Source organism: Microbacterium meiriae, assembly GCF_040685015.1.
In the GTDB taxonomy this organism is placed as follows: domain Bacteria; phylum Actinomycetota; class Actinomycetes; order Actinomycetales; family Microbacteriaceae; genus Microbacterium; species Microbacterium meiriae.
In genome coordinates this window covers 227,903-249,764 of sequence record NZ_JBFBHD010000002.1, presented here as the reverse complement: position 1 = coordinate 249,764, position 21,862 = coordinate 227,903, and the positions used below count along the sequence as shown (strand labels likewise).

The 21,862-nt window shown below is 71.4% G+C and carries 19 protein-coding genes; 3 read left to right on the top strand and 16 right to left on the bottom strand.

The features are described from left to right. Positions 1 to 164 precede the first annotated feature (164 nt). Positions 165 to 776 carry a vitamin K epoxide reductase family protein gene (locus tag AB0N68_RS09670; protein WP_280565578.1) on the top strand — a complete coding sequence of 204 codons (612 nt, stop codon included), beginning with the start codon at positions 165 to 167 and terminating at the stop codon, positions 774 to 776. 67 nt (positions 777 to 843) lie between these two features. Here the strand turns inward: AB0N68_RS09670 and ndk are convergent, their stop codons facing one another. The 5 genes from ndk to AB0N68_RS09645 all read right to left on the bottom strand — a co-directional run bounded on the left by ndk (position 844) and on the right by AB0N68_RS09645 (position 7,472). After that, positions 844 to 1,260, bottom strand: a complete 417-nt coding sequence (gene ndk, locus AB0N68_RS09665; RefSeq protein ID WP_071329548.1) for a nucleoside-diphosphate kinase — start codon at positions 1,258 to 1,260, stop codon at positions 844 to 846. Position 1,261: 1 nt separating this feature from the next. Further along, a complete protein-coding gene (locus AB0N68_RS09660) occupies positions 1,262 to 1,678 on the bottom strand; it encodes a DUF4233 domain-containing protein (protein WP_280565582.1) in 417 nt (138 codons plus the stop codon). Beyond that, complete coding sequence (locus AB0N68_RS09655) at positions 1,675 to 3,027, bottom strand: bifunctional folylpolyglutamate synthase/dihydrofolate synthase (protein WP_280565584.1); 1,353 nt, start codon at positions 3,025 to 3,027, stop codon at positions 1,675 to 1,677. Before AB0N68_RS09655 ends, AB0N68_RS09660 begins: the two co-directional genes overlap by 4 nt. Next, positions 3,024 to 6,518, bottom strand: coding sequence for an isoleucine--tRNA ligase (gene ileS, locus AB0N68_RS09650; protein ID WP_292798165.1), 3,495 nt, complete (start codon positions 6,516 to 6,518; stop codon positions 3,024 to 3,026). Before ileS ends, AB0N68_RS09655 begins: the two co-directional genes overlap by 4 nt. 312 nt (positions 6,519 to 6,830) lie before the next feature. Further along, complete coding sequence (locus AB0N68_RS09645) at positions 6,831 to 7,472, bottom strand: endonuclease domain-containing protein (protein WP_363332604.1); 642 nt, start codon at positions 7,470 to 7,472, stop codon at positions 6,831 to 6,833. Between the two features lie 626 nt (positions 7,473 to 8,098). On the opposite strand from AB0N68_RS09645, the gene AB0N68_RS09640 reads away from it, so the two are divergent. Continuing rightward, entirely contained in the window at positions 8,099 to 8,740 is a 642-nt protein-coding gene (locus tag AB0N68_RS09640) for a pentapeptide repeat-containing protein (RefSeq protein WP_259954584.1), read from the top strand. Here the strand turns inward: AB0N68_RS09640 and AB0N68_RS09635 are convergent. From AB0N68_RS09635 to AB0N68_RS09585, 11 genes are all read right to left on the bottom strand, one after another. After that, positions 8,730 to 10,238 carry a dipeptide ABC transporter ATP-binding protein gene (locus tag AB0N68_RS09635; protein ID WP_259954583.1) on the bottom strand — a complete coding sequence of 503 codons (1,509 nt, stop codon included), beginning with the start codon at positions 10,236 to 10,238 and terminating at the stop codon, positions 8,730 to 8,732. The genes AB0N68_RS09640 and AB0N68_RS09635 overlap by 11 nt on opposite strands. After that, positions 10,235 to 11,047, bottom strand: coding sequence for an ABC transporter permease (locus AB0N68_RS09630; RefSeq protein WP_292794778.1), 813 nt, complete (start codon positions 11,045 to 11,047; stop codon positions 10,235 to 10,237). Before AB0N68_RS09630 ends, AB0N68_RS09635 begins: the two co-directional genes overlap by 4 nt. Then, on the bottom strand, positions 11,044 to 11,988 hold the full coding sequence (locus AB0N68_RS09625) for an ABC transporter permease (protein WP_280565591.1): 945 nt from the start codon (positions 11,986 to 11,988) through the stop codon (positions 11,044 to 11,046). Before AB0N68_RS09625 ends, AB0N68_RS09630 begins: the two co-directional genes overlap by 4 nt. Before the next feature lie 46 nt (positions 11,989 to 12,034). Then, the gene (locus tag AB0N68_RS09620) at positions 12,035 to 13,648 is read right to left on the bottom strand and encodes an ABC transporter substrate-binding protein (protein ID WP_292794776.1); all 1,614 of its coding nucleotides are present in this window, start codon (positions 13,646 to 13,648) and stop codon (positions 12,035 to 12,037) included. Positions 13,649 to 13,732: 84 nt separating this feature from the next. Continuing rightward, positions 13,733 to 15,259, bottom strand: a complete 1,527-nt coding sequence (locus AB0N68_RS09615; protein WP_280565593.1) for a serine hydrolase domain-containing protein — start codon at positions 15,257 to 15,259, stop codon at positions 13,733 to 13,735. After that, positions 15,256 to 15,969, bottom strand: a complete 714-nt coding sequence (locus tag AB0N68_RS09610; protein WP_268777379.1) for a type 1 glutamine amidotransferase — start codon at positions 15,967 to 15,969, stop codon at positions 15,256 to 15,258. The genes AB0N68_RS09615 and AB0N68_RS09610 overlap by 4 nt, the downstream gene beginning before the upstream one ends. Next, complete coding sequence (locus tag AB0N68_RS09605) at positions 15,966 to 17,096, bottom strand: dipeptidase (RefSeq protein ID WP_232089038.1); 1,131 nt, start codon at positions 17,094 to 17,096, stop codon at positions 15,966 to 15,968. Before AB0N68_RS09605 ends, AB0N68_RS09610 begins: the two co-directional genes overlap by 4 nt. Continuing rightward, complete coding sequence (locus AB0N68_RS09600; RefSeq protein WP_259954573.1) at positions 17,080 to 17,967, bottom strand: aminotransferase class IV; 888 nt, start codon at positions 17,965 to 17,967, stop codon at positions 17,080 to 17,082. The genes AB0N68_RS09605 and AB0N68_RS09600 overlap by 17 nt, the downstream gene beginning before the upstream one ends. A gap of 31 nt (positions 17,968 to 17,998) precedes the next feature. Next, positions 17,999 to 19,147, bottom strand: coding sequence for an o-succinylbenzoate synthase (gene menC / locus AB0N68_RS09595; RefSeq protein ID WP_259954572.1), 1,149 nt, complete (start codon positions 19,145 to 19,147; stop codon positions 17,999 to 18,001). After that, the gene (locus AB0N68_RS09590) at positions 19,144 to 19,833 is read right to left on the bottom strand and encodes a MurR/RpiR family transcriptional regulator (protein ID WP_259954571.1); all 690 of its coding nucleotides are present in this window, start codon (positions 19,831 to 19,833) and stop codon (positions 19,144 to 19,146) included. Before AB0N68_RS09590 ends, menC begins: the two co-directional genes overlap by 4 nt. Beyond that, positions 19,830 to 20,606, bottom strand: coding sequence for a hypothetical protein (locus AB0N68_RS09585; RefSeq protein ID WP_292794771.1), 777 nt, complete (start codon positions 20,604 to 20,606; stop codon positions 19,830 to 19,832). The genes AB0N68_RS09590 and AB0N68_RS09585 overlap by 4 nt, the downstream gene beginning before the upstream one ends. 93 nt (positions 20,607 to 20,699) lie before the next feature. Between AB0N68_RS09585 and AB0N68_RS09580 the strand changes: the two genes are divergently transcribed. Further along, positions 20,700 to 21,848, top strand: a complete 1,149-nt coding sequence (locus AB0N68_RS09580) for a M20 family metallopeptidase (protein ID WP_259954568.1) — start codon at positions 20,700 to 20,702, stop codon at positions 21,846 to 21,848. The last annotated feature ends 14 nt before the right edge of the window (positions 21,849 to 21,862 follow it).

Here is a 21,862-nt window from a genome sequence, read left to right as displayed (position 1 = left end):
ATGGGCCCCGAAGTCTGCTCGACGCGTGTCGCGGCAACGCCGTTCATCGCATCACAGGTCATTATCGCACCACATCGGTCCGATCGCGGCATCTCTCGGTCCCCGACCGTTTTCTCCGGGCGGTTCTCGCCCTTTCCATAGCCGTCGCTGGGATAATCCTGAGCATGAGCGAGCAGCGCACCCGCCCCGTCGTCTATGCCGTGTGGTTGATCATCGCGAGCGTCATCGGCTGGTACGCCGCCTTCCAGCTCACCGTGGAGAAGTTCGCACTGCTGGAGCACCCGAAGGAAGCGCTCGGCTGCGATCTCAGTCCCTTCATCCAGTGCAGCACCAACCTGCAGTCGTGGCAGGGATCGGTGTTCGGATTCCCGAACCCGATCATCGGCCTCACCGGCTGGATGGCGCCGCTCGTCGTCGGCGTCGCGATCCTCGCCGGGGCGCGATTCCCCCGGTGGTTCTGGGCAGCGTTCGGAGTGGGCATCACCTTCGCGTTCGGCCTCGTGTGCTGGCTGATCGCCCAGAGCCTCTACGACCTCTTCGTGCTGTGCCCCTGGTGCATGGTGACCTGGGCGGTGACGATCCCCACCTTCTTCGCGACCATGGTCCACCTCGCCCGCAACGGCACCTTCACGGGCAACGCGAAGGTCCGCGCCACGGCGGACAAGCTCATTCCGTGGGTGCCGCTGGCGACCGTGATCGCGTACGCGCTGATCATCTTCCTGGCGCAGCTGCAGGGCCTCGACTTCCTCGGCGAGATGGCGAAGATCCTCTTCTGAGCGCCTCTCCTCGAACGACGAAGCCCGTCCGCCATTCCGGCGGACGGGCTTCGTCGTGAAGATGGGGTCAGTCGAACCAGATGCCCAGCTCTCGGGCCGCCGACTCGGGGCTGTCCGAGCCGTGCACGAGGTTCTGCTGCACCTTGAGGCCCCAGTCGCGACCGAAGTCGCCGCGGATGGTGCCGGGGGCGGCGGTCGTGGGGTCGGTCGTGCCGGCGAGGGAGCGGAACCCTTCGATGACACGGTTGCCCGCGAGGCGGATCGCCACGGAGGGACCGGACATCATGAACTCGAGAAGGGGCTCGTAGAACGGCTTGCCCTCGTGCTCCGCATAGTGAGCGGCGAGGAGGTCGCGGTCGGGCTCGACAAGGCGGATGTCGACGAGCGCGTAGCCCTTCGCCTCGATGCGGGCGAGGATCGTGCCGGTGAGGCCGCGGGCGACACCGTCCGGCTTGACGAGGACGAGGGTTTCTTCGGTGGCCATGTCATTCACTCTCTGTGTCTGCGTTCTGCGCGGTCGGAGCCCCGCTCGGGCGTCGTGCGTCCAGGCGGGCCCCCATGATGGTCGCATACGCCCACATCCCGCCGAAAATCAGGACGACGAGGAGCACGGCGGGGACCGCGATGGCCGAGAGGGCCACGACGATCTGCACGATCCAGCCTGCGGCGATCGCCCACGGCTTCGTGATCATGCCGGCGATGACGACGCAGGCCACCGCGACGACGGCACCGCCCACGATCCCCCACCACTGCTCGATGCCCGCCGGAAGAGCCTTCAAGCCGAAGATGGTGAGCCCGACGAGGAAGACGACGATCGCCTCGAAGCCGAGCACCACCGAGGCGAGCTTCTGCACGAGGGTGCGCGGCGCGCGCGGTCGACGCGGGGCAGCGGAGGCGCTCACGCGCGCCACCCCGACTTCCAGTCCTCCTCCTCGGAGAGCGCGATCGCCTCGCCCGCGAGCACGACGGAGCCGGCGATGACCACGGCCCGACGATCCGACGAGGCCGCCCACTCCCGCGCCGCGTCCGCGGCATCCGCGAGCGACGGGTGCACGGTGGCGCGCTGTCCGGCCTGTTCGACGAGGTCGGCGATGAGGTCGGCATCGCTGGCGCGGTCGGACTCCGGCGCGGTCGCGAACACGTGCGCGGCGGCGGGCGCGAGACGCGCGACGATGCCCGCGGCGTCCTTGTCCGCGAGGACGCCGAGCACGAGTCCCCACTCGTCGAAGTCGAAGCTGTCGTCCAGCGCCTGGGCGAGCGCTGCGGCGCCGTGCGGATTGTGCGCGGCGTCGACGATGACGGTGGGGGCGATGCCGAGGAGCTGCAGACGGCCGGGAGACGTGCTGCCCTGCAGGCCGTCCGAGATCACTCCGCCTGCGATGGCCTGGCCGGCCCCGCCGATCAGCGACTCGACGGCGGCGACGGCGAGGGCCGCGTTGTGACCCTGGTGCGCGCCGTAGAGCGGCAGGTACTCCTCCTCGTACTGCCCGGCGAGGCCGCGGATGGTGAGGAGCTGACCGCCGACGGCGAGCTTCTGCTCGGAGAGCCCGAAGTCCTCGCCCTCGAAGGCGATGGTGGCATGACGCTCCGCGGCCACGCGACGCAGGACCTCGGCGGCTTCAGCGGGCTGCTGTGCGGAGACGACGGCAGCGCCTTCCTTGATGATGCCGGCCTTGACCTGGGCGATCTCCGCGATGGTGCTTCCCAGGCGGTCCGCGTGGTCGATGTCGATCGGAGCGAACACCGCCACGTCACCGTCCGCGGTGTTCGTGGAGTCCCACTCCCCTCCCATGCCGACCTCGAGCACGAGCACGTCGACGGGGGCATCGGCGACGGCGACGAAGGCGAGGACCGTGAGCAGCTCGAAGAACGTCAGCGGGGCCTCCCCCGCCGCCTCGAGCTCGGCGTCGACGATCCCCACGAACGGCTCGATCTCGTCCCAGGCGTCGGCCACGGCCTCGTCGGCGATCGGCTCACCATCGATCATGATGCGCTCGGTGAAGCGCTCCAGGTGCGGGCTCGTGAACAGGCCAGTGCGCAGGTCATGGGCACGCAGCAGGCTCTCGATCATGCGCGCGGTCGACGTCTTGCCGTTGGTGCCGGTGATGTGGATGACGCGGTAGGTGCGCTGCGGGTCGTCGAGGTACTCGAGGATGCGGGCCGTGCGCTCCTTGCGCGGCTGCACCCAGCGTTCCCCGGCACGGCTCAGCAGCGTCTCATAGACGGCGTCGGCCCGGTCTCTCGCACTCATGCGCCCACCTTCTCCAGGTTCGTGTCGATCGTGACGAGGAGCGGTGCCTTCCCGGCCCCGAGGGCCTTCGCCCCGCTCCGATGCACGCCGTCTCCGGGGCTTGTGACCTCGTCGACGAGCCGGTCGAGGTCATCGGTCGGTTGCACGGCGAAGGCCACGGCGAGCGTCTCGGCGGCGATGAGGTCGGCGTGGGTCTCCAGCGCCGCCGCCTCCGCGGGGGCGGCGTTGAGCGCCAGCACGATCCGGTCGCTGACGTCGAGGCCCGCGTTCTTGCGCGCCTCCTGCACGACGCGGATGGCGTCGCGGGCGATGCCCTCGGCCTCCAGCTCCGGCGTCGTGTCGGTGTCGAGCAGGACGAACCCGCCGGACGGGACGATGGCCAGGGCCTCCCCCTCGGGGCGACCCGTGGTCTCCAGCACGAGATCGTACTCCGCGGGCTCCAGCGCGATGCCGCCGGCGGTGACGACGCCGTCGGTCTCGGACCAGTCACCCGAGCGCGCGGCCTGGATGGCCTTCTGCACGTCCTTGCCGAGGCGCGGACCCGCCGCGCGGGCGTTCACGCTCAGCCGGTGGCTGATGCCGTACTCCCCTGCCGCCTCGTCGGTCAGCGGGACGAGCTCGACGGTCTTCACGTTGAGCTCCTCGCGGAGGATGTCCTCGAACTGGCCGAGGTCGGCCGCGAGCGGAGAGACCACCGTGAGCCGTGCGAGCGGCAGGCGCACGCGCAGCTTCTCCTTCTTGCGCAGCGCGTTGCCGACGCTCGACAGCTCACGGACGGCATCCATGGCGTCGCGGATCTCGTCGGCCGCCGGGAACTGCTCCGGATCCGGCCAGTCCTGCAGATGCACGCTGCGCCCGCCGGTGAGGCCCTGCCACACGCGCTCGCTGATGAGCGGGACGAGCGGCGCGGCCACCCGGCACAGCGTCTCCAGCACGGTGTAGAGCGTGTCGAAGGCCTCGCGACTCTTCGGGTCGTCCGTCACACCCACCCAGAACCGGTCGCGCGAACGACGGATGTACCAGTTCGTCAGCACCTCGGCGAAGTCCCGGAGTCGCGCGGACGCGGTGGTCGAGTCCAGACCCTCCAGGTCGGCGCGGACCTCGCGGACGAGATCGCCCAGTCGCGCGAGGATGTACCGGTCGAGGACGTCGGTCGAGTCGGTGCGCCACGACGCCTCGTACCCGCCTCCCTGGGTTGCCGAGCCTGCTCCTCCCTGGGGTGCTGAGCCTGCGCCTCCCTGGGTTGCTGAGCCTGCTCCTCCCTGGGTTGCTGAGCCTGTCGAAGCATTCGCATACGTCGCGAAGAAGTACCACGAGTTCCACAGCGGCAGCAGGAACTCCCGCACTCCGGAACGGATGCCCTCCTCGGTGACGATGAGATTGCCGCCGCGGAGCACCGCGCTGGACATGAGGAACCAGCGCATGGCGTCGGACCCGTCGCGGTCCAGCACCTCGGACACATCCGGGTAGTTCCGCAGCGACTTCGACATCTTGTAGCCGTCGCTGCCGAGCACGATGCCGTGGCAGCTGACGCCCGTGAACGCCGGGCGGTTGAACAGCGCCGTCGAGAGCACGTGCATGACGTAGAACCAGCCGCGGGTCTGACCGATGTACTCGACGATGAAGTCCGCCGGCGAGTGCGAGTCGAACCACTCCTGGTTCTCGAACGGATAGTGCACCTGGGCGTACGGCATCGATCCGGAGTCGAACCACACGTCGAAGACGTCGCCGATGCGCCGCATGGTGCTCTTGCCCGTGGGGTCGTCGGGGTTCCGCCTCGTCAGGTCGTCGATGTACGGGCGGTGCAGGTCCACCTCGCCCTCGGGGTTGCGCGGCAGCGTGCCGAAGTCGCGCTCCAGCTCCTCCAGCGAGCCGTAGGCGTCGACGCGCGGGTACTCCGGATCATCGCTCTTCCAGATCGGGATGGGCGAGCCCCAGTACCGGTTGCGGCTGATCGACCAGTCGCGGGCACCCTCGAGCCACTTGCCGAACTGCCCCTCCTTCACGTTCTCCGGCACCCAGGTGATCTGCTCGTTGTTCGCGAGGAGGTCGTCCTTGATGTCGGTGACCCGGATGAACCAGCTCGACACCGCCTTGTAGATCAGGGGGTTCCGGCAGCGCCAGCAGTGCGGGTAGGAGTGCTCGTAGCTCTGCAGCCGGACCAGGCGGCCGTTGTCGCGGATGATGCGCACGAGCGGCGTGTTCGCGTCCATCCACAGCTCGCCAGCGACATCGGTGACGTTCGGGAGGAAGCGGCCGCCGTCGTCGAGGGACAGGATCGTGGGGATCCCCGCCGCGCCGGCGACGCGCTGGTCGTCCTCACCATAGGCGGGTGCCTGGTGGACGATGCCGGTGCCGTCGGTCGTGGTGACGTAGTCGTCGACGAGGATGCGCCAGGCGTTCCCGGTGCCGTAGGTGTCCTCGTCCGCGTAGTAGTCGAACAGGCGGTCGTAGGTGACGTCGGCAAGATCTGCGCCGCGGAGCGTGGCGTCGACCGCGGCGAGCGCGTCCTCCGGGCTCTCGTAGCCGAGATCCTTGGCATAGCCGCCGAGCAGGTCCTTCGCGAGCAGGTAGCGGTGCGCGGAGGCCTCGACCGCGAGCTGGTCTGCCGACGGAGCGGCACGGCCCTGGTGCACGTCGGAGGCGCCGGCGGGACCGGCGGGCAGCACGACGTACTCGATGTCCGGGCCCACGGCGAGCGCGAGGTTGGTCGGCAGGGTCCACGGGGTCGTCGTCCAGGCGAGGGCACGCACCCCGGTGAGGCCCAGCGCCTCGGCCTTCGCGCCGGTGAGCGGGAAGGTGACCGTGACCGACGGGTCCTGTCGCATCTGGTAGACGTCGTCGTCCATGCGCAGCTCGTGGGCGGACAGCGGCGTCTCATCGCGCCAGCAGTACGGGAGGACGCGGTAGCCCTCGTAGGCGAGCCCCTTGTCGTACAGGGTCTTGAAGGCCCAGAGCACGCTCTCCATGTAGCCGAGGTCGAGCGTCTTGTATCCGCGCTCGAAGTCCACCCACCGGGCCTGGCGGGTGACGTAGTCCTCCCACTCCCGCGTGTACTTCAGGACCGAGGAGCGCGCCTTCTCGTTGAAGACGTCGATCCCCATCTCCTCGATCTCGCTCTTCTCGGTGATCCCGAGCTGCTTCATCGCCTCGAGCTCGGCCGGGAGCCCGTGGGTATCCCACCCGAAGACGCGGTCGACCTTGTGCCCGATCATCGTCTGGAAGCGCGGGAACACGTCTTTCGCGTAGCCCGTGAGCAGGTGGCCGTAGTGCGGCAGGCCGTTCGCGAAGGGAGGGCCGTCGTAGAACACCCACTCGGGGGCACCCTCGCGCTGCTCGATGGAGGCGCGGAAGGTGTCGTCGGTCTTCCAGAAGTCGAGCACCTCCTCCTCGATCTGCGGGAAGCGGGGGCTCGGCGCCACAGACCCCTGGGTACCTGAGCTGGTCGAAGGGTCGGCAGCGGGGCCGAAGGAGGAGCGCGGGTAGGTCATGGTCTCTCGCAGTGGTCGTCGTGGCGGATGCTGCTGCGAGGACGATCCTCGCGGACCGCGGTACCACCTCGCGTGCCCCTGCGTCCCCTCGACAAGCTCAGAGACCCACGGACCACTCTCACTGCGGCTGTGACGGGCCTGCCCCGCTCGGTTCTACTGAGTCCGTCGCCGGACCGTTCTTCCGAGAGCTCCCCGGTGATGGCCGGATCGATGCTCGTGTGCCCATTGTACGCGTGCTCCTCCCCCCGCGGATTCTCTTCGACGTCGCAGGGACCGGAGCCAACCCTGCGACCAGGGGCGGAATCTGCGACATCACGCCGTGCGGGCACGATGCAGTCCCTGGGCGACGGCGCGCATGATGAGGTCCTGCACCGCGGGCCACTCGTCCATCACCTGGTGATAGCCGAGACGGATGACGTGGAAGCCGCGCAGCTTCAGCTCCGCATCGTGAGCGTTGTCCTGGTCGCGCTGGGCTCCGACATGGGTGCCACCGTCGATCTGCAGCACGAGCCGCTCCCCGATCAGGGCGTCCACCCGATGCCCGGCGATCCACGTCTGGAAGCGCAGCGGCAGACGGAGCCAGCGCAGTCGCACGCGCAGGTAGGTCTCGAGTCCCGCATCCGCGAACGGCAACGCCTCGGCCAGGAGCCGCCGCCCGCGCGGTCCCCAGCGGAGGCGGAGCAGCCTCTCTCGATCGACGAGTCCCTTGTTCAATGCCGACTCCCAGGTCGCGAGCGCCTGTTCGTACGGCTCGCACGTGGACACCAGGCTCAGCACGTTCTCGATCGGGTCCTCCAGGGCATCAGGATGTCGTGGGACCAGGGGCCGAGCCCAGTGCACGCGCGCCTCCGGTGGCTTCCCGCCCCTGCTGCCCGGGCTGGCGGCCAGGTGAAGGCGCGGTCTCTCGTCGTGCACCCAGATCCCGAGGCGCCGCGCCTGCGTCACGCACGTCATCAGAACACCGTGCTGCGCCGCGGTCACCCGAAGCGGATCCGCATCGGGCAGCGCCACCCACCCGACCCGCACCCGGTGGATGATCCGCTCCGCCACCGCCGTCTCGAGGTCGTACCGGCTGACCCCGTTCCCGGAGCCGCTCGACCCTCGCGACTCCGTCGACCTCGCGCATCGCCTGCAGCAGCCGCGCCCGCCTCATCCCGTTCATGCCCCTGATACTGCTTCCGGCCCCCTCCCTCGTTCCCTGCCTCGGCCAGCTCCTCCCATGCCCTGTGCACAACTCCCCCACTCCCCCTCCTGTGCAGCCCGAGTCCCTCTCCTCCCCGCCGCCGCCCGACGTCGCAGATTCGCGCCCATGTCGGACGTTCCCGCGGAGAACCTGCGACACAGCGCAGATCAGCGAGCTCCTACAGGGCGAGTCCCAGAGCCCCGGAGCTGGGGTGGGCCGGGGTGAGCCGGGGTGGGCCGGGGTGGGCCGGGGTGGGCCGGGGTGAGGTCGCAGATCGGGACTCCCGTCGCAGGGGCTGCGAGGGAGAGTGCGAGGCAGCGAGGATCTGCGACCTCGCACCGGAGCGGGAGCACGGAGCAGGAGCGGGGGTGTCGGAGGGAGGACATAGCCTCGGAGGATGCCGAAGTCCCCGAGTGCACCCCGAGTGTCCGCGCCCGACCTGCCACCGGTGCTGGAGCCGCGCGTGGCCGCCCGCCGCGCCGATCTCCTCGCCGCCGCGCTCGAGCTGACCGGCACCGTCGATCTCTCCTACGCCACGCTCGAGCAGTGCGCGGTGCAGGCGGACGCCGACAGCGTCGACCTCACCGGGGCGACGCTCCTCGACGTCGACCTCCCCGACCCGCGTATCGCGTCGCTCCGGATGCGGAACGCGAGCATCCGTCGGCTCCGGATCACGGGCGGCCGCATCGGGACCCTCGATCTCAGCGACGCCCGCGTGGCGGAGCTCGAACTGCGGGACGTGCGCATCGACTATCTCAACCTGGGTGCCGCCCGCGCCGAGGACGTCGATGTCGTGGGATGCGCCGTCCGCACGATCGACATCCCGCAGTCGGAACTCACGCGCGTCCGGTTCCAGGCCACGCGCAGCGACGAGGTCGACCCCCGGGGCCTGCGCGCGAAAGACCTCGATCTCCGCGGCCTCGATGCGCTCTCCTACCTCGACGTCCAGAGCCTCCGCGGCGCGACCCTCTCGTCCCTGCAGGTGCAGCAGCTCGCGCCGGTGATGGCAGCGGGACTCGGGATCGTCGTCACGGACTGACGGGGCCGCTCGCGGCGAGCAGCTCCTTGGTGAACGGATGCTGCGGGGCGGCGAACACCTCAGCCGTGCGCCCCTGCTCCACGATCCGGCCGTCCTGCATGACCAGGACGTCGTCCGCGACCGCGCCGACGACATCGAGGTCGTGCGAGACGAAGACCATCGTCAGCCGCCGTTCCTCCTGCACCCGTGCGAGGAGCCGGAGCACCCGCTCCCGCACCGACGGGTCGAGGGCGGAGACGGGCTCGTCCAGCACCAGCACGTCCGGGTCGGCGGCCAGCGCTCGGGCCAGAGCCGCCCGCTGCCGCTGCCCGCCCGACAGCGCCGCCGGTCGTCGTCCCGCCAGACTCTCCTCGAGCCCGACCTCGGCGAGCAGCGCACGCACCCGTGATCGACGCGCGCCGCGCGGCACGCCTCCCGCCTCCAGCGCCTCCTCCAGCGACCGCCCGACCGTCCACCGCGGGTCGAACGCCCCGAGCGGGTTCTGATGCACGAGCTGCACCCGCGGCGCCCCGGCCCAGCGCAGCTCTCCGGAGGTCGGCGTCTCGACGCCCACCATCATCCGTGCGAGGGTCGTCTTGCCCGACCCGGACTCGCCGACGATGCCCAGCGTGCGGCCGGTGGGCACCGTGAACGACGCGCCGACGACGGCCGGCACCCCGCCGAACGCCTTGGACACTCCCTCCGCGACGAGCATGACCCCAGGGGACGCCGTGCGCTCCTCCCGCGGCTCGTGCATCGTCGCCGCGATGAGCTGCTGCGTGTAGGGGTGCTGCGGGGCAGCGAGCACCTCCGTGACCGGCCCGGATTCCACGATCCGGCCGTCCTTCATCACGAGCACCCGGTCCGCCACCCGCCGCACGGCGGCGAAATCGTGACTGATGAAGACCACGGCGGTGCCGTCGTCGACGATCTCCCGCAGGAGCACGAGGATGCGGGCCTGCACCGTCGCATCCAGGGCCGTGGTGGGCTCATCCGCGACGAGCACGGCGGGGTTCCCGGCCAGCGCCGAGGCGATGAGTGCGCGCTGCCGCAACCCTCCGGAGAGCTCCTGCGGACGCTGCCGTGCACGGCGGTCGGGGTCGGGCATCCAGACCCGCGCGAGGAGGTCCCGGACGCGCGCGGCGACGACCGCCCGGCCGCGCGCGAGGCGGTGCAGCCGCAGCGGCTCCGCGATCTCGTCCGCGATCCGCCGCAGCGGGTCCAGCGACACCAGCGCGTCCTGGGAGACGAGGCCGATCCCGGTCCCTCGTATCCGCCGCCAGCCGCGCTCGGTCAGGGCGGCGGCATCCACCCCGTCGATGCGGAGTCGGTCGACGGCGACATCGGCTGCCGGCGGAGTGAGGCCGAGCAGAGCGCGAGCCGAGAGCGACTTCCCGGCCCCCGACTCCCCCACGATCGCGACGCACTCGCCGGCCTCCACAGCGAACGACACGCCCTCCACGACGGGAGTCCCCGCGAAGGCGATCCGCAGCTCCTCGACCTCCAGCGCCGCACTCATGCGTCCCTCCCGTCCGCCCGAGCCCGGAGGATCCGTCCGATCACGGTCGCACACACCACCGTCAGTGTGATCGCGAGACCGGGGAAGACCGACACCCACCACGCCTGTCCGAGCACATTGCGACCGCCGGCGAGCATGAGGCCCCACTCCGGGGTCGGCTCGGACTGCCCGAGACCCAGGAAGCTCAGTCCGGCGGCGGCGAGGATGCTCGATCCGATGCCGATGGTCGCCAGCACGCTCAGCGATCCCAGCACTCCGGGCACGACGTGGCGTCGGAACGCCCGCAGCGGCGGCACGCCCAGGATGCGAGCGGCCTCGACGTGCTCGGCCACGCGCAGCGTCCTGGTCTGCACGCGGGCGAGCCGCACGTACACGGGCGCGGCCGCCAGGGTCACCGCGATCGCGATGTTCACCGGCCCCGGTCCCAGCACGGCCACCACGACGAGCGCCACCAGGAACTCGGGGAACGCCATGAGGACGTCGTTGATGCGCATGAGCGTGACGTCGACACCGCGCGGAGACATGCCGGCGAGCGCCCCCACGAGCAGGCCGGCGGCGAGGGCGATCGCGGTGGCGAGCAACCCGATCCCGACCGAGCGCCCCGCGCCGAACACCACGCGGGAGTACACGTCACGGCCGCTCTGGTCGGTACCGAAGAGATGCTCGGCACTCGGCGGCAGGAGCGCGGCCCGCACCTCGGTCTGCAACGGATCGTGCGTGGCGAGCAGTCCCGGCCACAGGGCGGCGACGGCGATCACGGCCAGCACGGCTGCGGCGGACCCGAGCAGGAGCCGCTGGCCCCGACTCATACGGCACCTCCGGACCGGGGCGCGGCGACGCGCGGGTCGATCAGCGGGTGCACGAGCTCCACCACCACGTTGATGACGACGAAGACGAGAGCGCTCAGCAGGATGATGCCGGTGAGGACCGGGAGATCCCGGTCGTTGATGGCGGCGAGGGTCACCCGCCCCAGGCCGGGGCGGGCGAACACGGTCTCGACGAGAACCGCGCCGCCGAGCACCGAGCCGGTGAGATAGGCCGCGAGGGTGACCGCCGACGCGGCGCCGTGCCGCGCCCCGTGCCGCAGCGTGAACCAAGTCGGCCCCGCGCCACGCGCGCGCACCGTCTCCGCGAACGGCATCCGCTCCGCCTGCATCAACCCGTCGCGCAGCACCTGGCTCAGCAGCGCCGCCACCGGGAGGGCGAGCGTGATCGCCGGCAGCACGATGGTCGCCGGGTTGCGGGTGCCCGAGACGGGGAACCACCCCAGTCCGAACGCGAAGACGCTGAGCAGCAGCAGCCCGATCCAGAACACCGGCGAGGAGAGCACCACGAGCTCGACGCCGGCGGCGATGGTGCGCCCGACACGACCCCGCACGAAGAGGGCGACCGCGAGAGCGAGCACGACGGCGATCACCAGGGCGAGGGCGGACAGCTGCACGGTCGCCCCGAGCTGCCGTCCGATGACCTCCGACACCGGAAGCCGCAGCTGGTACGACTCGCCGAGGTCGCCGCGGGCGAGCTGCCCGATGAAGCCGACATACTGCTCCAACGGCGGACGGTCGAGGCCGAGGTCGGCGCGGATGCCGTCCTTGACGGCCTCACTCACCTGCGCCTGCGGGCCCAGCATCACCGAGACCGGGTCGCCCGGGATCACCCGGAAGGCCAGGAATGCGACGGTCGCGGCCCCCCACAGCACGATGACCACCGAGGCCACGAGCCCGAGGGCGCGGCCGAGCACCGCCTTCACGGTTCGATCACTCCGCCCGCTCCCTCGAAACGACGGCCGCCGGATGTCAGCCGAGGCTCACATCGTAGAAGAGCGGCCGCCCGTAGAGGTCGTAGTCCAGACCCTGCACGCGCTCGCCGACCGCCGTGATCGCCGAGGGGCTGTAGAGCGGGACGATGGCCGTGTACTCCGCGTTCCACTGCTGCAGCGACGTGTAGAGCTCGTTGCGGGCGTCCTGATCACTCGACGCGACGGCCTCTTCCAGGAGCGCGTCGATCTCCGGATCGCTCACCTGCGAGGCGTTCTGGAAGCCGTCGGTGTGCAGGTGCGCACGGAGGAAGTCGGCGTCCACGCCGGAGAAGCCCCAGTCGGTGAGGTCGAACGTCTTCGGCTCGTACTGGGCGTTGTAGGCGCCGGGCTCCAGCTCCTCGCGCTGCACCTCGAAGCCGATGGCCTTGAGGTCCGACTGGATCGCATTGGCCAGCGCCGCGCGGTCATCCGGGACCGGGGTCCAGGCGATCCACCGCACGGACAGGCGCTCGCCGTCCTTCATGCGGATGCCGTCCGCGTCGCGCTCCGTCCAGCCGGCCTCGTCGAGCAGGGCGTTCGCGGCGTCCTGATCGAACGGCCAGGAGTCCTCCAGCGACGCGTCGTAGCCCGGGGTCGTGCTGCCGAGGACGCTCCACGCCCGCGGGAACTGCCCGAAGTAGATCTCCTCGACCGCCGCGTCGACGTCGATGCCGCGGGCGAACGCCTGCCGCACCTTCCCGTCGGCGAAGACGCCGTACTTCTCGTTCAGGTAGAGCGAGTAGGGCAGTCCCGGGTACTCCACCGAGTCGACCGTGACGCCGGCGTCGTCGAGACCGGCGACCTGGTTCGGCGGGATGTTGCTGGCGAGGTCGGCTTCGCCGCTCTCGATCACTCCGGTACGCACCGACGCCTCCGGCTGGATCTGCACGCGCAGCGTCTCGAACGCCGGCGCCTTCGCCTCGTGCGGGCCCCAGGCGTAGTCATCGTTGCGCGTGTAGACGATCTCCTGGTCGGCGGTGTACTCGGTGAGCACGAACGGCCCGGTGCCGACCGTGACGTCGGGGCCGCCCGCCTTGAGCTTATCGGCCGACTCGGCGAGCACGGCCGGCGAGTAGAAGCCGAGCTGCGGGGTGCTGGCCGCCTGGAGGAACGGCGCATACGGCTGCGTGAACGAGACCTTCACCGTGTGGTCGTCGACGACCTCGGTGCCGGCGTAGAAGTCTGCACCGAGCATGCTCGATGCCTGCGCCGACGCCGTCTCCGGGTCGACGATCCGGTCGAAGTTCGCCTTGACGGCCTCCGCATCGAACGGCTCGCCGTCCGTGAAGGTCACGTCGTCGCGCAGCGTGAAGGTGTACTCCGTGCTGTCCGGCGAGACGTCCCAGCTCGTCGCGAGCCACGGGCTGAACGTGCCGTCGTCCTCCTGGAACACCAGGGAGTCGAGCACCGCGCGCTGCACCATGCCGGAGACGTCGAGCTGGCTCACCTGCGGGTCCATGTGCCCCGCGGACAGGTTCGCACCCTCGATCGACCAGACGAGCTCACCGCCGTCGCTCTCCGTGGACGGGCCGGCGCACGCGGTCAGCACCAGGGCGGTGGCGGCGGCGAGCGCGGCGAGGGGAAGGAGGCGACGCACAGAGGTGGCGGGCATGAGGATTCCTCAGAACGGACGGGTCGGGATGCCTCCATCCTAGGGCGGTTTTTTGGACCCGGTCGATCTGTGCAGGTCGCGCTATCAGAGCGACGGCAGGACGACCAGGTGCCGCTCGGTCGCTCCGGCTCGCTCCCCCTCGACCCGTGTCTGCCCTGGCGCGACGACCGCCGCGCTGAGCCCCTGCACGCGAGGCTCCGGCAGCCCGACCAGCCGCACGTCGACGAGGAGGTCGCCGCGGTTCCCCGCGATCCGCCAGCGCAGTTCGGCCTCCGTCGCCGCGGCCACCACGCGATCGGGGAACGGGTCCTGCTCCGCGCGGAATCCGCCGATCTCCTGAACCTGTGCCGCCAGCCGGGCATCGCGGACGTCGGCCGGGATGTCGTCGAGCACATGGTCGGCGAGGAACGGGTACGTGGCGGCGGGCCGTCCCGAGCGGATCGCGACGTCGAGAGCCTGCGCGGCGGCGACCGTCTCCTCCCACGGGTGCAGGACGGCGGAGGGGGCGTCCGTCCGTTCGAGCAGCAGCTGGAGCGCGGCGCCTGCGATCCGCCGGGCGCCGAACTCGTCGGAGTTCCCGAAGGCGACGACGCCGATGCCGCTGGCCGCGTGCCAGCGCATGTGCGCCGAGAATCCGGGAAGACCGCCGGAGTGCTGCACGATCCGCCCGAACCGCCGGTCGCCCTCGACGAAGAGGCCGTAGCCGTAGCCGGCCCCCGCAAGGTCGCGCCCGTCGAACATCGCCGACGGCACTGGGATCGGGGTGCGGGCCTGCTGCAGCTCCCGTCGCGACGCCGGAGCCAGCACGTCGGGCGCCAGCGGGTCGTCGGTGAAGGCCGAGCCGAGGAACCACATCCATCTCGCGATGTCGTCGACGGTGCTGAACATGCTGCCGATGCAGCCGAGCGCGCCCGACCCTACGAACGGCTCGGGGCGGAACGTGGTGCCGTCGTCGAACGTCCGGAATCCGCCGGCCAGCGTCTCCGGCGCGAAGCCGTCCGACACGTGTGCCGTGTGGCGCAGCCCGAGCGGCTCGAGCATGCTCTCCCGGATCACGTCCTCCACCGTCCGCCCGGTCACCGCTTCCACGACGCGGCCGAGCAGCGACTGTCCGAGGTTGGAGTACTGGTAGACGGTTCCCGGCACGGCCGCGAGAGGCACCCCGCCCGCGAACAGGGCGGCGATCTCGGCCCGGGAGGCGCCGAGGTGCCGATCCACCCAGGCGTTGTCCTCCCCTAGACCCGAGCGGTTGGAGAGCAGCAGGTCGCCCGTGACCTCGACGTCGGCACCGCGGTGCCGCAGTCGGACATCGGGCAGGTAGGTGCGGATCGGCGCGTGGAGGTCGAGCAGACCGCGGTCGCGCAACGAGAGCACGGTGGCGGCGAGGAAGCTCTTGGACATCGACGCGATGCGGAAGACGGTGTCCCGCGTCGTCACGGCGTCGTCACCGCGAGGATGCCCGTGGGTCAGCACCGCACGGACGCTCCCCCGTTCAGCCACCGCGGCGATGGCGGCCGGGGCGGCACGACGCGCCCGCTCGTCCACGCCGTGGCGGAGGGCTTCCGCGGCGGTCTCCGTCGTGACGAGGAGACCCGCATCCGCGGGCGTCACGCCGGGACCTCGGCGCGCACCTCGTCGGCGAAGGCCTCGATGAGCGCGCGGCTGGCCGCGGTGTTGTGGTCGTGCACGCGCTCGGCGGCGGCGATGAGCGCGGGAAGCGAGCGTCCCTCTCCCCGCAGCGCCGCGTCGTCCCATCGCGCGAGGTCGGCGGCGGAGGCCTCGGGGTGGAACTGCACGCCGCGCACCCGCGCGCCCAGACGGAAGGCCTGGTTCTCGACGGCCGCGCTCGACGCCAGCAGCACCGCCGCGGGAGGGAGCCGCGTGATCATGTCCTGATGGTTCTCGATCATCGGAGCCTCGTCACCCAGCGCCGCGAACACGGCGTCCGTGCGTCCGGCCGCGGTCGGACGGATGGGGGTCGCGCCGCGCTCGATCGGTCCGGTCTTCTCGGCGACCTCGCCGCCGGCCACGTGGGCGAGCAGCTGACCGCCCAGACAGATGCCGAGCGTGGGGAGGTCGCGGGCGACGGCCTCCGCGGCGAGCGCCCGCTCTGCCGCGAGCCACGGTGCACGGTCATCGTCGTCCGGCATGAGCCCGCCGCCCAGCATCACGAGTCCTGCGTAGCCGTCCAGGGAGGTGGGCAGCGGCTGCTCGGCTCCCACGATCTCGTCGACGTCGATCGCCTTCTCCCGCAGCCAGGTGCCGAGGCGACGCGGGCCGGAGCTCGCGGAGTTCACGATCACGAGGACGCGCGGGGTCACAGCGCCCCCTCCCGCATCGTCGTGTCGACCGCCGGCGCGAGTGCGGCGTCGGTCGGCTCTCCTGCGCTGCCCGCGAGGAAGGCCTCGTGGTCGGGGTCGGAGGCCTCCAGCACGCGGAGGACGTTCTCGTGGGCCGCCGCCCGGAGGTCGTCCTCCGACCAGCCGCGACGCCGCAGCTCGGCGAACAGGGCCGGGTACCCCGAGACGTCGCCGAGACCGTCCGGCATCGCATCGGAGCCGTCGAAGTCGGCACCGATCCCGACCGCATGCGCGCCGGCCACGCGCCGCACATGATCGAGGTGATCGGCGACGTCCGCGACACCGACGCGCGGGGCCTCTCCCTCTCCCCCGGCCTCCCACCAGTCGCGGCGGGCCTGCGAGACGAACGTGGGCACGAACGGCACCATCACGACGCCGCCCTGCCCCCCGATCGCGGCGAGCACGTCGTCCGGCACGTTGCGGGGGTGGTCGCACAGGGCGAAGGCGCCGGAGTGGCTGACCATCACCGGGCGCGTCGTGACCTCGAGCGCGTGCCGCATCGTCGTCGGAGCCACGTGCGAGAGGTCGACGAGCACACCGATGCGGTTCATCTCGCGCACCACCTCGCGTCCGAAGTCCGTCAGACCGCCGTGGCGCGCCTCGTCGGTCGCGGAGTCCGCCCAGGCGATCGTCCGCGACCAGGTGAGGGTGAGATACCGCGCGCCGAGACGCGCGAACTGCCGCAGCACGGCCAGCGATCCGCCGAGCTGGTCGCCGCCCTCGATGCCGATGAGCGAGGCGATCCGCCCCTCGGCCATCGCCGCACGCACGTCGGCCGCCGTCCGAGCGATCGCGAAGCGCTGCGGGTGGGCGTCGACGAGCCGGTGCACGAAGTCGATCTGTTCGAGCGTGGCCACGACCTGCTCCGCCCCCTCCAGCACGGGATCGACCCAGACAGACCAGAACTGGCCGGCGACCCCGCCGGCGACCAGTCGCGGCAGGTCGGTCTGCGTGGCCGCCACCGACCCGGCGAGCTCCGCGACCCGGTAGCCGAGCAGCGTCCTGCTCGCCCAGGCGAGATCGTTGTGGCCGTCGATCACCCGATCGATCGGCAGGTCCTCGTCGACCATCTCAGTCCTCTCGTCCATCCAGCACCGCGTTCATCCGCGCGGTGAGAGCGGGGTCCACGCGGCGCGCGACGCCGTCCAGCTCCCGCACGGGAACGGCGCCGCGCGTGCTGGAGCAGAGCCACAGCGTCTCCGCCCGCTCCAGATCGTCCCGCACCAGCGGACCGATGCGGGAGGGCATGTCGGCGAGTCCTGCGAAGACGTCGGCCTGGGTCGTCCCGGGGAGCACCCCGTGCTCGGGCGGTGGCGTGACCAGCGTCCCGTCGAGCAGCGCGATCAGCGTCGACCGCGGCCCTTCGAGCACGAAACCGTCGGCGCTGACGAAGATGACATCGTCCGCGCCCCGGCTCCGCGCCTCCCGCAGGGCCGCCTGGTTCACCGCGTACGCGAGGGATTTCGCCCCCTGCAGCAGCCAGGGCGCCGTCGCCATGACGTCGTGCCTGTATCCGCGGTCGAGGACCACCGCGGAGACGCCCCGCGCGCGGACGGCCTCCGGGTCCTCGCCCGCGAAGCCCAGCACCCACCCCGTCGGCCCGGCCGGGTCGATCTCGTCCCCGCGGGTCATCGCGAACTTGATCGAGGCGATCTCCCCCTCGCGGAGCACTCCGGGACGGGACACCTCGACGGCTGCGTGGCGCACCGCCCGTGCCCACCGCTCGCGGCGTGGCACGGGCAGCCCCAGGAGCTGCGCCGAACGCTCCAGTCGTGCGAGGTGCGACTCCAGGGCCTGCGGCCTGGCCCGACGCACGACAGCGGTCTCGAACACGCCGTCGCCGCGGGTCACGCCGAGGTCGGTCGCCCGGATGATCGGCTCCCGCGGGTCGACCGGGTGGATCCCGTCCTCCGCGGCTTCGTCGGCGAGATCGAGCCGGTACAGCAGCAGTGCACGCATGGGATTCCGCTCTCGCAGGTTCGGGGGCCGGTCAGCCCGCGGTCAGGACGGCCTCGGGGGCCTCGGCCGCGGAGGAGTCGAAGACCCGGGACGCGTCACGGGCGATGCGCTCGGCGAGCACCTCGTGTCCGATCCCCGGTCCGGTGGGGACGGTGACCCGGCCCGCGACGGCCGTCACCGGAGGGGTGATGATGTCGGACTCGTAGTACTTGTCCGAACCCGACACGTCCGACGGGAGCAGGAAGCCCGGGAGCGAGGACAGCGCGACGTTCGCGGCCCGCCCGACGCCGAACTCGTGCATCCCCCCGCACCACACCGGGATGCCCGCATCGCGTGCCATGTCGTGCGCGGCGCGGGCGACGGTCAGCCCGCCCATCCGCGACACCTTGATGTTGAGGACCCGCCCTGCACCCAGCCGGATCATGGTCCGCAGGTCGCCGAGGTCGACGACCGACTCGTCCAGGCACACGTCCGTGTCGAGCCGCGCCTGCAGATCGGCGTGGGCCACGAGATCCCGCGGCGCGAAGGGCTGCTCGATCATGGTGAGCGCCTCACGGTCCAGGCGCCTGAACACCTCGGCCGCCCGGTCGTCATCCGCGTAGGCTCCGTTCGCATCCACGTGGAGGTCGAGGTCGGGGAAGGCACCGCGCACCGCGCGCACGGGCTCCACGTCCCACCCCGGAGCGATCTTGAGCTTGACGCGCGGGTAGCCGGCCGCGCGCTGCAGCTCGACCTGGGCGAGCAGCTCGTCGAGCGACGGCTCGATCCCCAGCGACACCCCGGCGACGACCTCGTCGCGCGTCCCGCCCAGGGCCGCGGCGAGCGCGATCCCGCGCATCCGGGAGGACAGGTCCCACACCGCTCCGGAGAACCCGGCCTTCGCGAACTCATGCCCGCGGACGCGTGCCCACGACGCCTCCAGAGCCGCCGGCTCGTCCCCGTCCGCACGGAGCAGCGCGGGCACGAGGTAGCGCGTGGCGATCTCCCACGCGGTGACCGTGGTCTCCGCGCCGTAGAACGGATCGCTCGGCGACGCGATCTCCCCCCAGCCGGTCTGCCCGTCGGCATCGGTGACCTCGACGAGCACGTGCTCGATGCCGGACTTGCGGTGCGAACTCGTCTCGAAGCTGTGACGCAGCGGCTGTCGAAGGGCGAACAGCCGGACGCGGACGACCCTCACGCGTCCTCCTCGGTGCGGGGGCGCGGCGTCTCGGGGCCGTAGAGACCCAGCCGTGCCACCAGCCGGTCCCGTTCGGCCAGCCGCCTCCGCGCGCCCTTCGCGCTCGCCGTGGTGAGCGCACTGAGCAGGTGGCACACCGCCGCGACCGGGGTCGGGGAGTCGGCATACGAGGCGGATCCGGTGCGCACCCGGATGAGCGAGGTCGCGATCGATGCGAGCGGGGCGTCCTCACTGTCCGTGATGACGACGAGCTGACCCCCGGCTTCATGGAAGAGCCGCCCGAGCCGCACGGTCTCCTCGCGGTAGCGCCGCAGGGAGAACGCGATGAGCACGTCGCTGGCCCGCACGTCCGTGAGCACGGTGAGCGGCTGCAGCGCGTGCCCGTCGACGAGGAACACGTTCGACAGCGTCGCCGAGAGATCCGCATTGAGCAGTTGCGCGTACGCCGCCGCCTTGCCCTCGCCTGCCACATACCGTCGTCGGGCACCGAGCAGCAGCGCGGCGGCCTGCGGGACCTGGGCCGATCGGCTGAGCTCCTCGAAGGTCTGGGCGAGCGTGCGCTGCTCGGTCTCGATGATCCGCGCCTGGATGCTCTCGGCGGAGAGGTTGGTACGGATGCGCTCGCCGTAGCGGTCCCGCGGAGAGACGAGGTCGCGATCCTCCTGGTCGTGGTCGTGGTCGTTCATGCCGTACCCTCCCCGGGTGTCGCGCGGTAGACCGCCGTGTCGTCGTCGAGGCGCACGGCCCCGACGAGGACGTCCCCGCGGCGGAACGCCGCAGTCATCGTCCGCTCCAGATCCCGCCGCAGCACCGCACGATCCTCGGCGTCGAGCTCGCCGGGGCGGGTCGGGATCGCGATCCAGGTGCCGCCGTCCGCCGCCACGGCCCGCCCCCAGTCGTCCGGCCCGAGTTCAGGCGGGACCGGGAGGGTGCGGCGGGTCGGGTGATCGGCGGCGTCCAGATCCCAGGAGACCACCAGGCGGTCGGTGTCGGGACGGGCGTAGTAGTCCCGTTCGTACGCGATGCCGACGGCGCCGAGCGAGCTCAGGTTGAAATGGGCGTTGCGCGAGAGCAGCGGATCGAACGTCCACCGCATCGTCCGCTGCCCCCAGCGCAGAGCCACCGCGCGCTGCGCGAACTTGAGTGCCTGGCCGACGCCCCGCCCCTGGTGCGCGGCGTCGACGGCCGCCGCCTGCGAATAGTGGAACGACGCACCGGCGGTGTCGCAGCCGGCGAAGCCGTAGGCGAATCCGATCAGCGTTCCGTCGTCGGCGAAGGCGCCGACCGCGGAACCGCCGTTGCGGGCGAGGGCGGTGAGCAGGTTGGCGTTGAGCGCGTACTCGTTCTCCGTGTAGGCGAAGACGCGGGCGTACAGCGCGGCGGCCTTACGGAACTCGGCGTACTGGGTGAGTTCGCGGCAGCCGTGGGCGACACCGGCGGCCACCGAAGAAAGAGGCACGATACGTTTCCTAAGATCGAGAAGTCCTGCTGCTCTGAGCGATGCTATCGGCGGGTTGCGGGGTGATCAAGGGGCAAGATACGGTTCGTAACCGTGACGACTCCTTCGGCAGTGCGCGACGCGGACCATCCTTCCGACGACATCATCGCACTCGTGCGCGAACTCGTGCTGCTCGAGACGCCGAGCCGCGACGTCGAGGCGAGCGGCCGTATCGCCGACCTGCTGTCCGCGTGGTTCGCCGGCGTCGGCGGCACCGTCCAGCGGGTCCCGCACGAGCTCGGGACGGATCTCGTCATCGACGTCCTCGGCACCGGAGACCCGGTGCTCCTCATCGGCCACACCGACACCGTGTGGCCGGTCGGCACGCTGGCGCACGACCTGCCATGGAGCGAGGAGGGCGATGTCGTGCGCGGCCCCGGCTCCTACGACATGAAAGCCGGCATCGTCGTGATGCTGGAGACGCTGCGCCGCCTGCAGCCCCTGCCGCTCGCACAGCGGCGAGCCGTGCGGATCGTGCTGGTCGCGGACGAGGAGATCGGCTCGCCGGTCTCGGGCCCTCTGCTCGCGGAGCGGGCTCGAGGTGCGGCCTGCGCCATCGGGTTCGAGTCCCCGCATCCCGACGGCGCCCTCAAGGTCGGCCGCCGCGGCAGTGCCCGGGTGCGCATCGCCGTCACCGGACGTGCGGCCCACGCCGCGCTCGACCCGGAGCACGGCGTCTCGGCGATCGACGAACTCGTCGACCAGCTCCTGCGGGTCCGCGCGATCGTCGCCGACCCGGATCTGCCGAGCCCGGTGCTCTGCAACGTCGGGGTCATCGACGGCGGGGCGCGCACCAACGTGGTGCCGGCGCAGGCCGCGGCCGAGATAGGACTCCGCTTCCTCGACCCGGACTCCGAGGAGCGCGTCCTCGCCGCTCTCCGCGGTCTGACCCCCGTGCGCCCTGGCGCCCACGTCGAGGTCGCCGTGCTCAGCGCCCGACCCGCCTGGCGTGCCTCCGCGGCGGACGCCACCTTCCTCGCGCGGATCGCCGAGGAAGGGGCCGCGCTCGGCCAGCACGTCGACGGCCGCCCCGCGGCCGGCGCGGGCGACACCAACCTCCTCGGCGGGGGCGGGATCCCGACGGTCGACGGCCTCGGCCCGCGGGGTGGCGGCGCGCACGCGGTGGACGAGCACTTCCTGCGTTCCTCCCTGCACGAACGCATCGCCCTCCTGCGCGCCGTGCTCACCATCCCGACGGAGTGACGATACGATTCCGG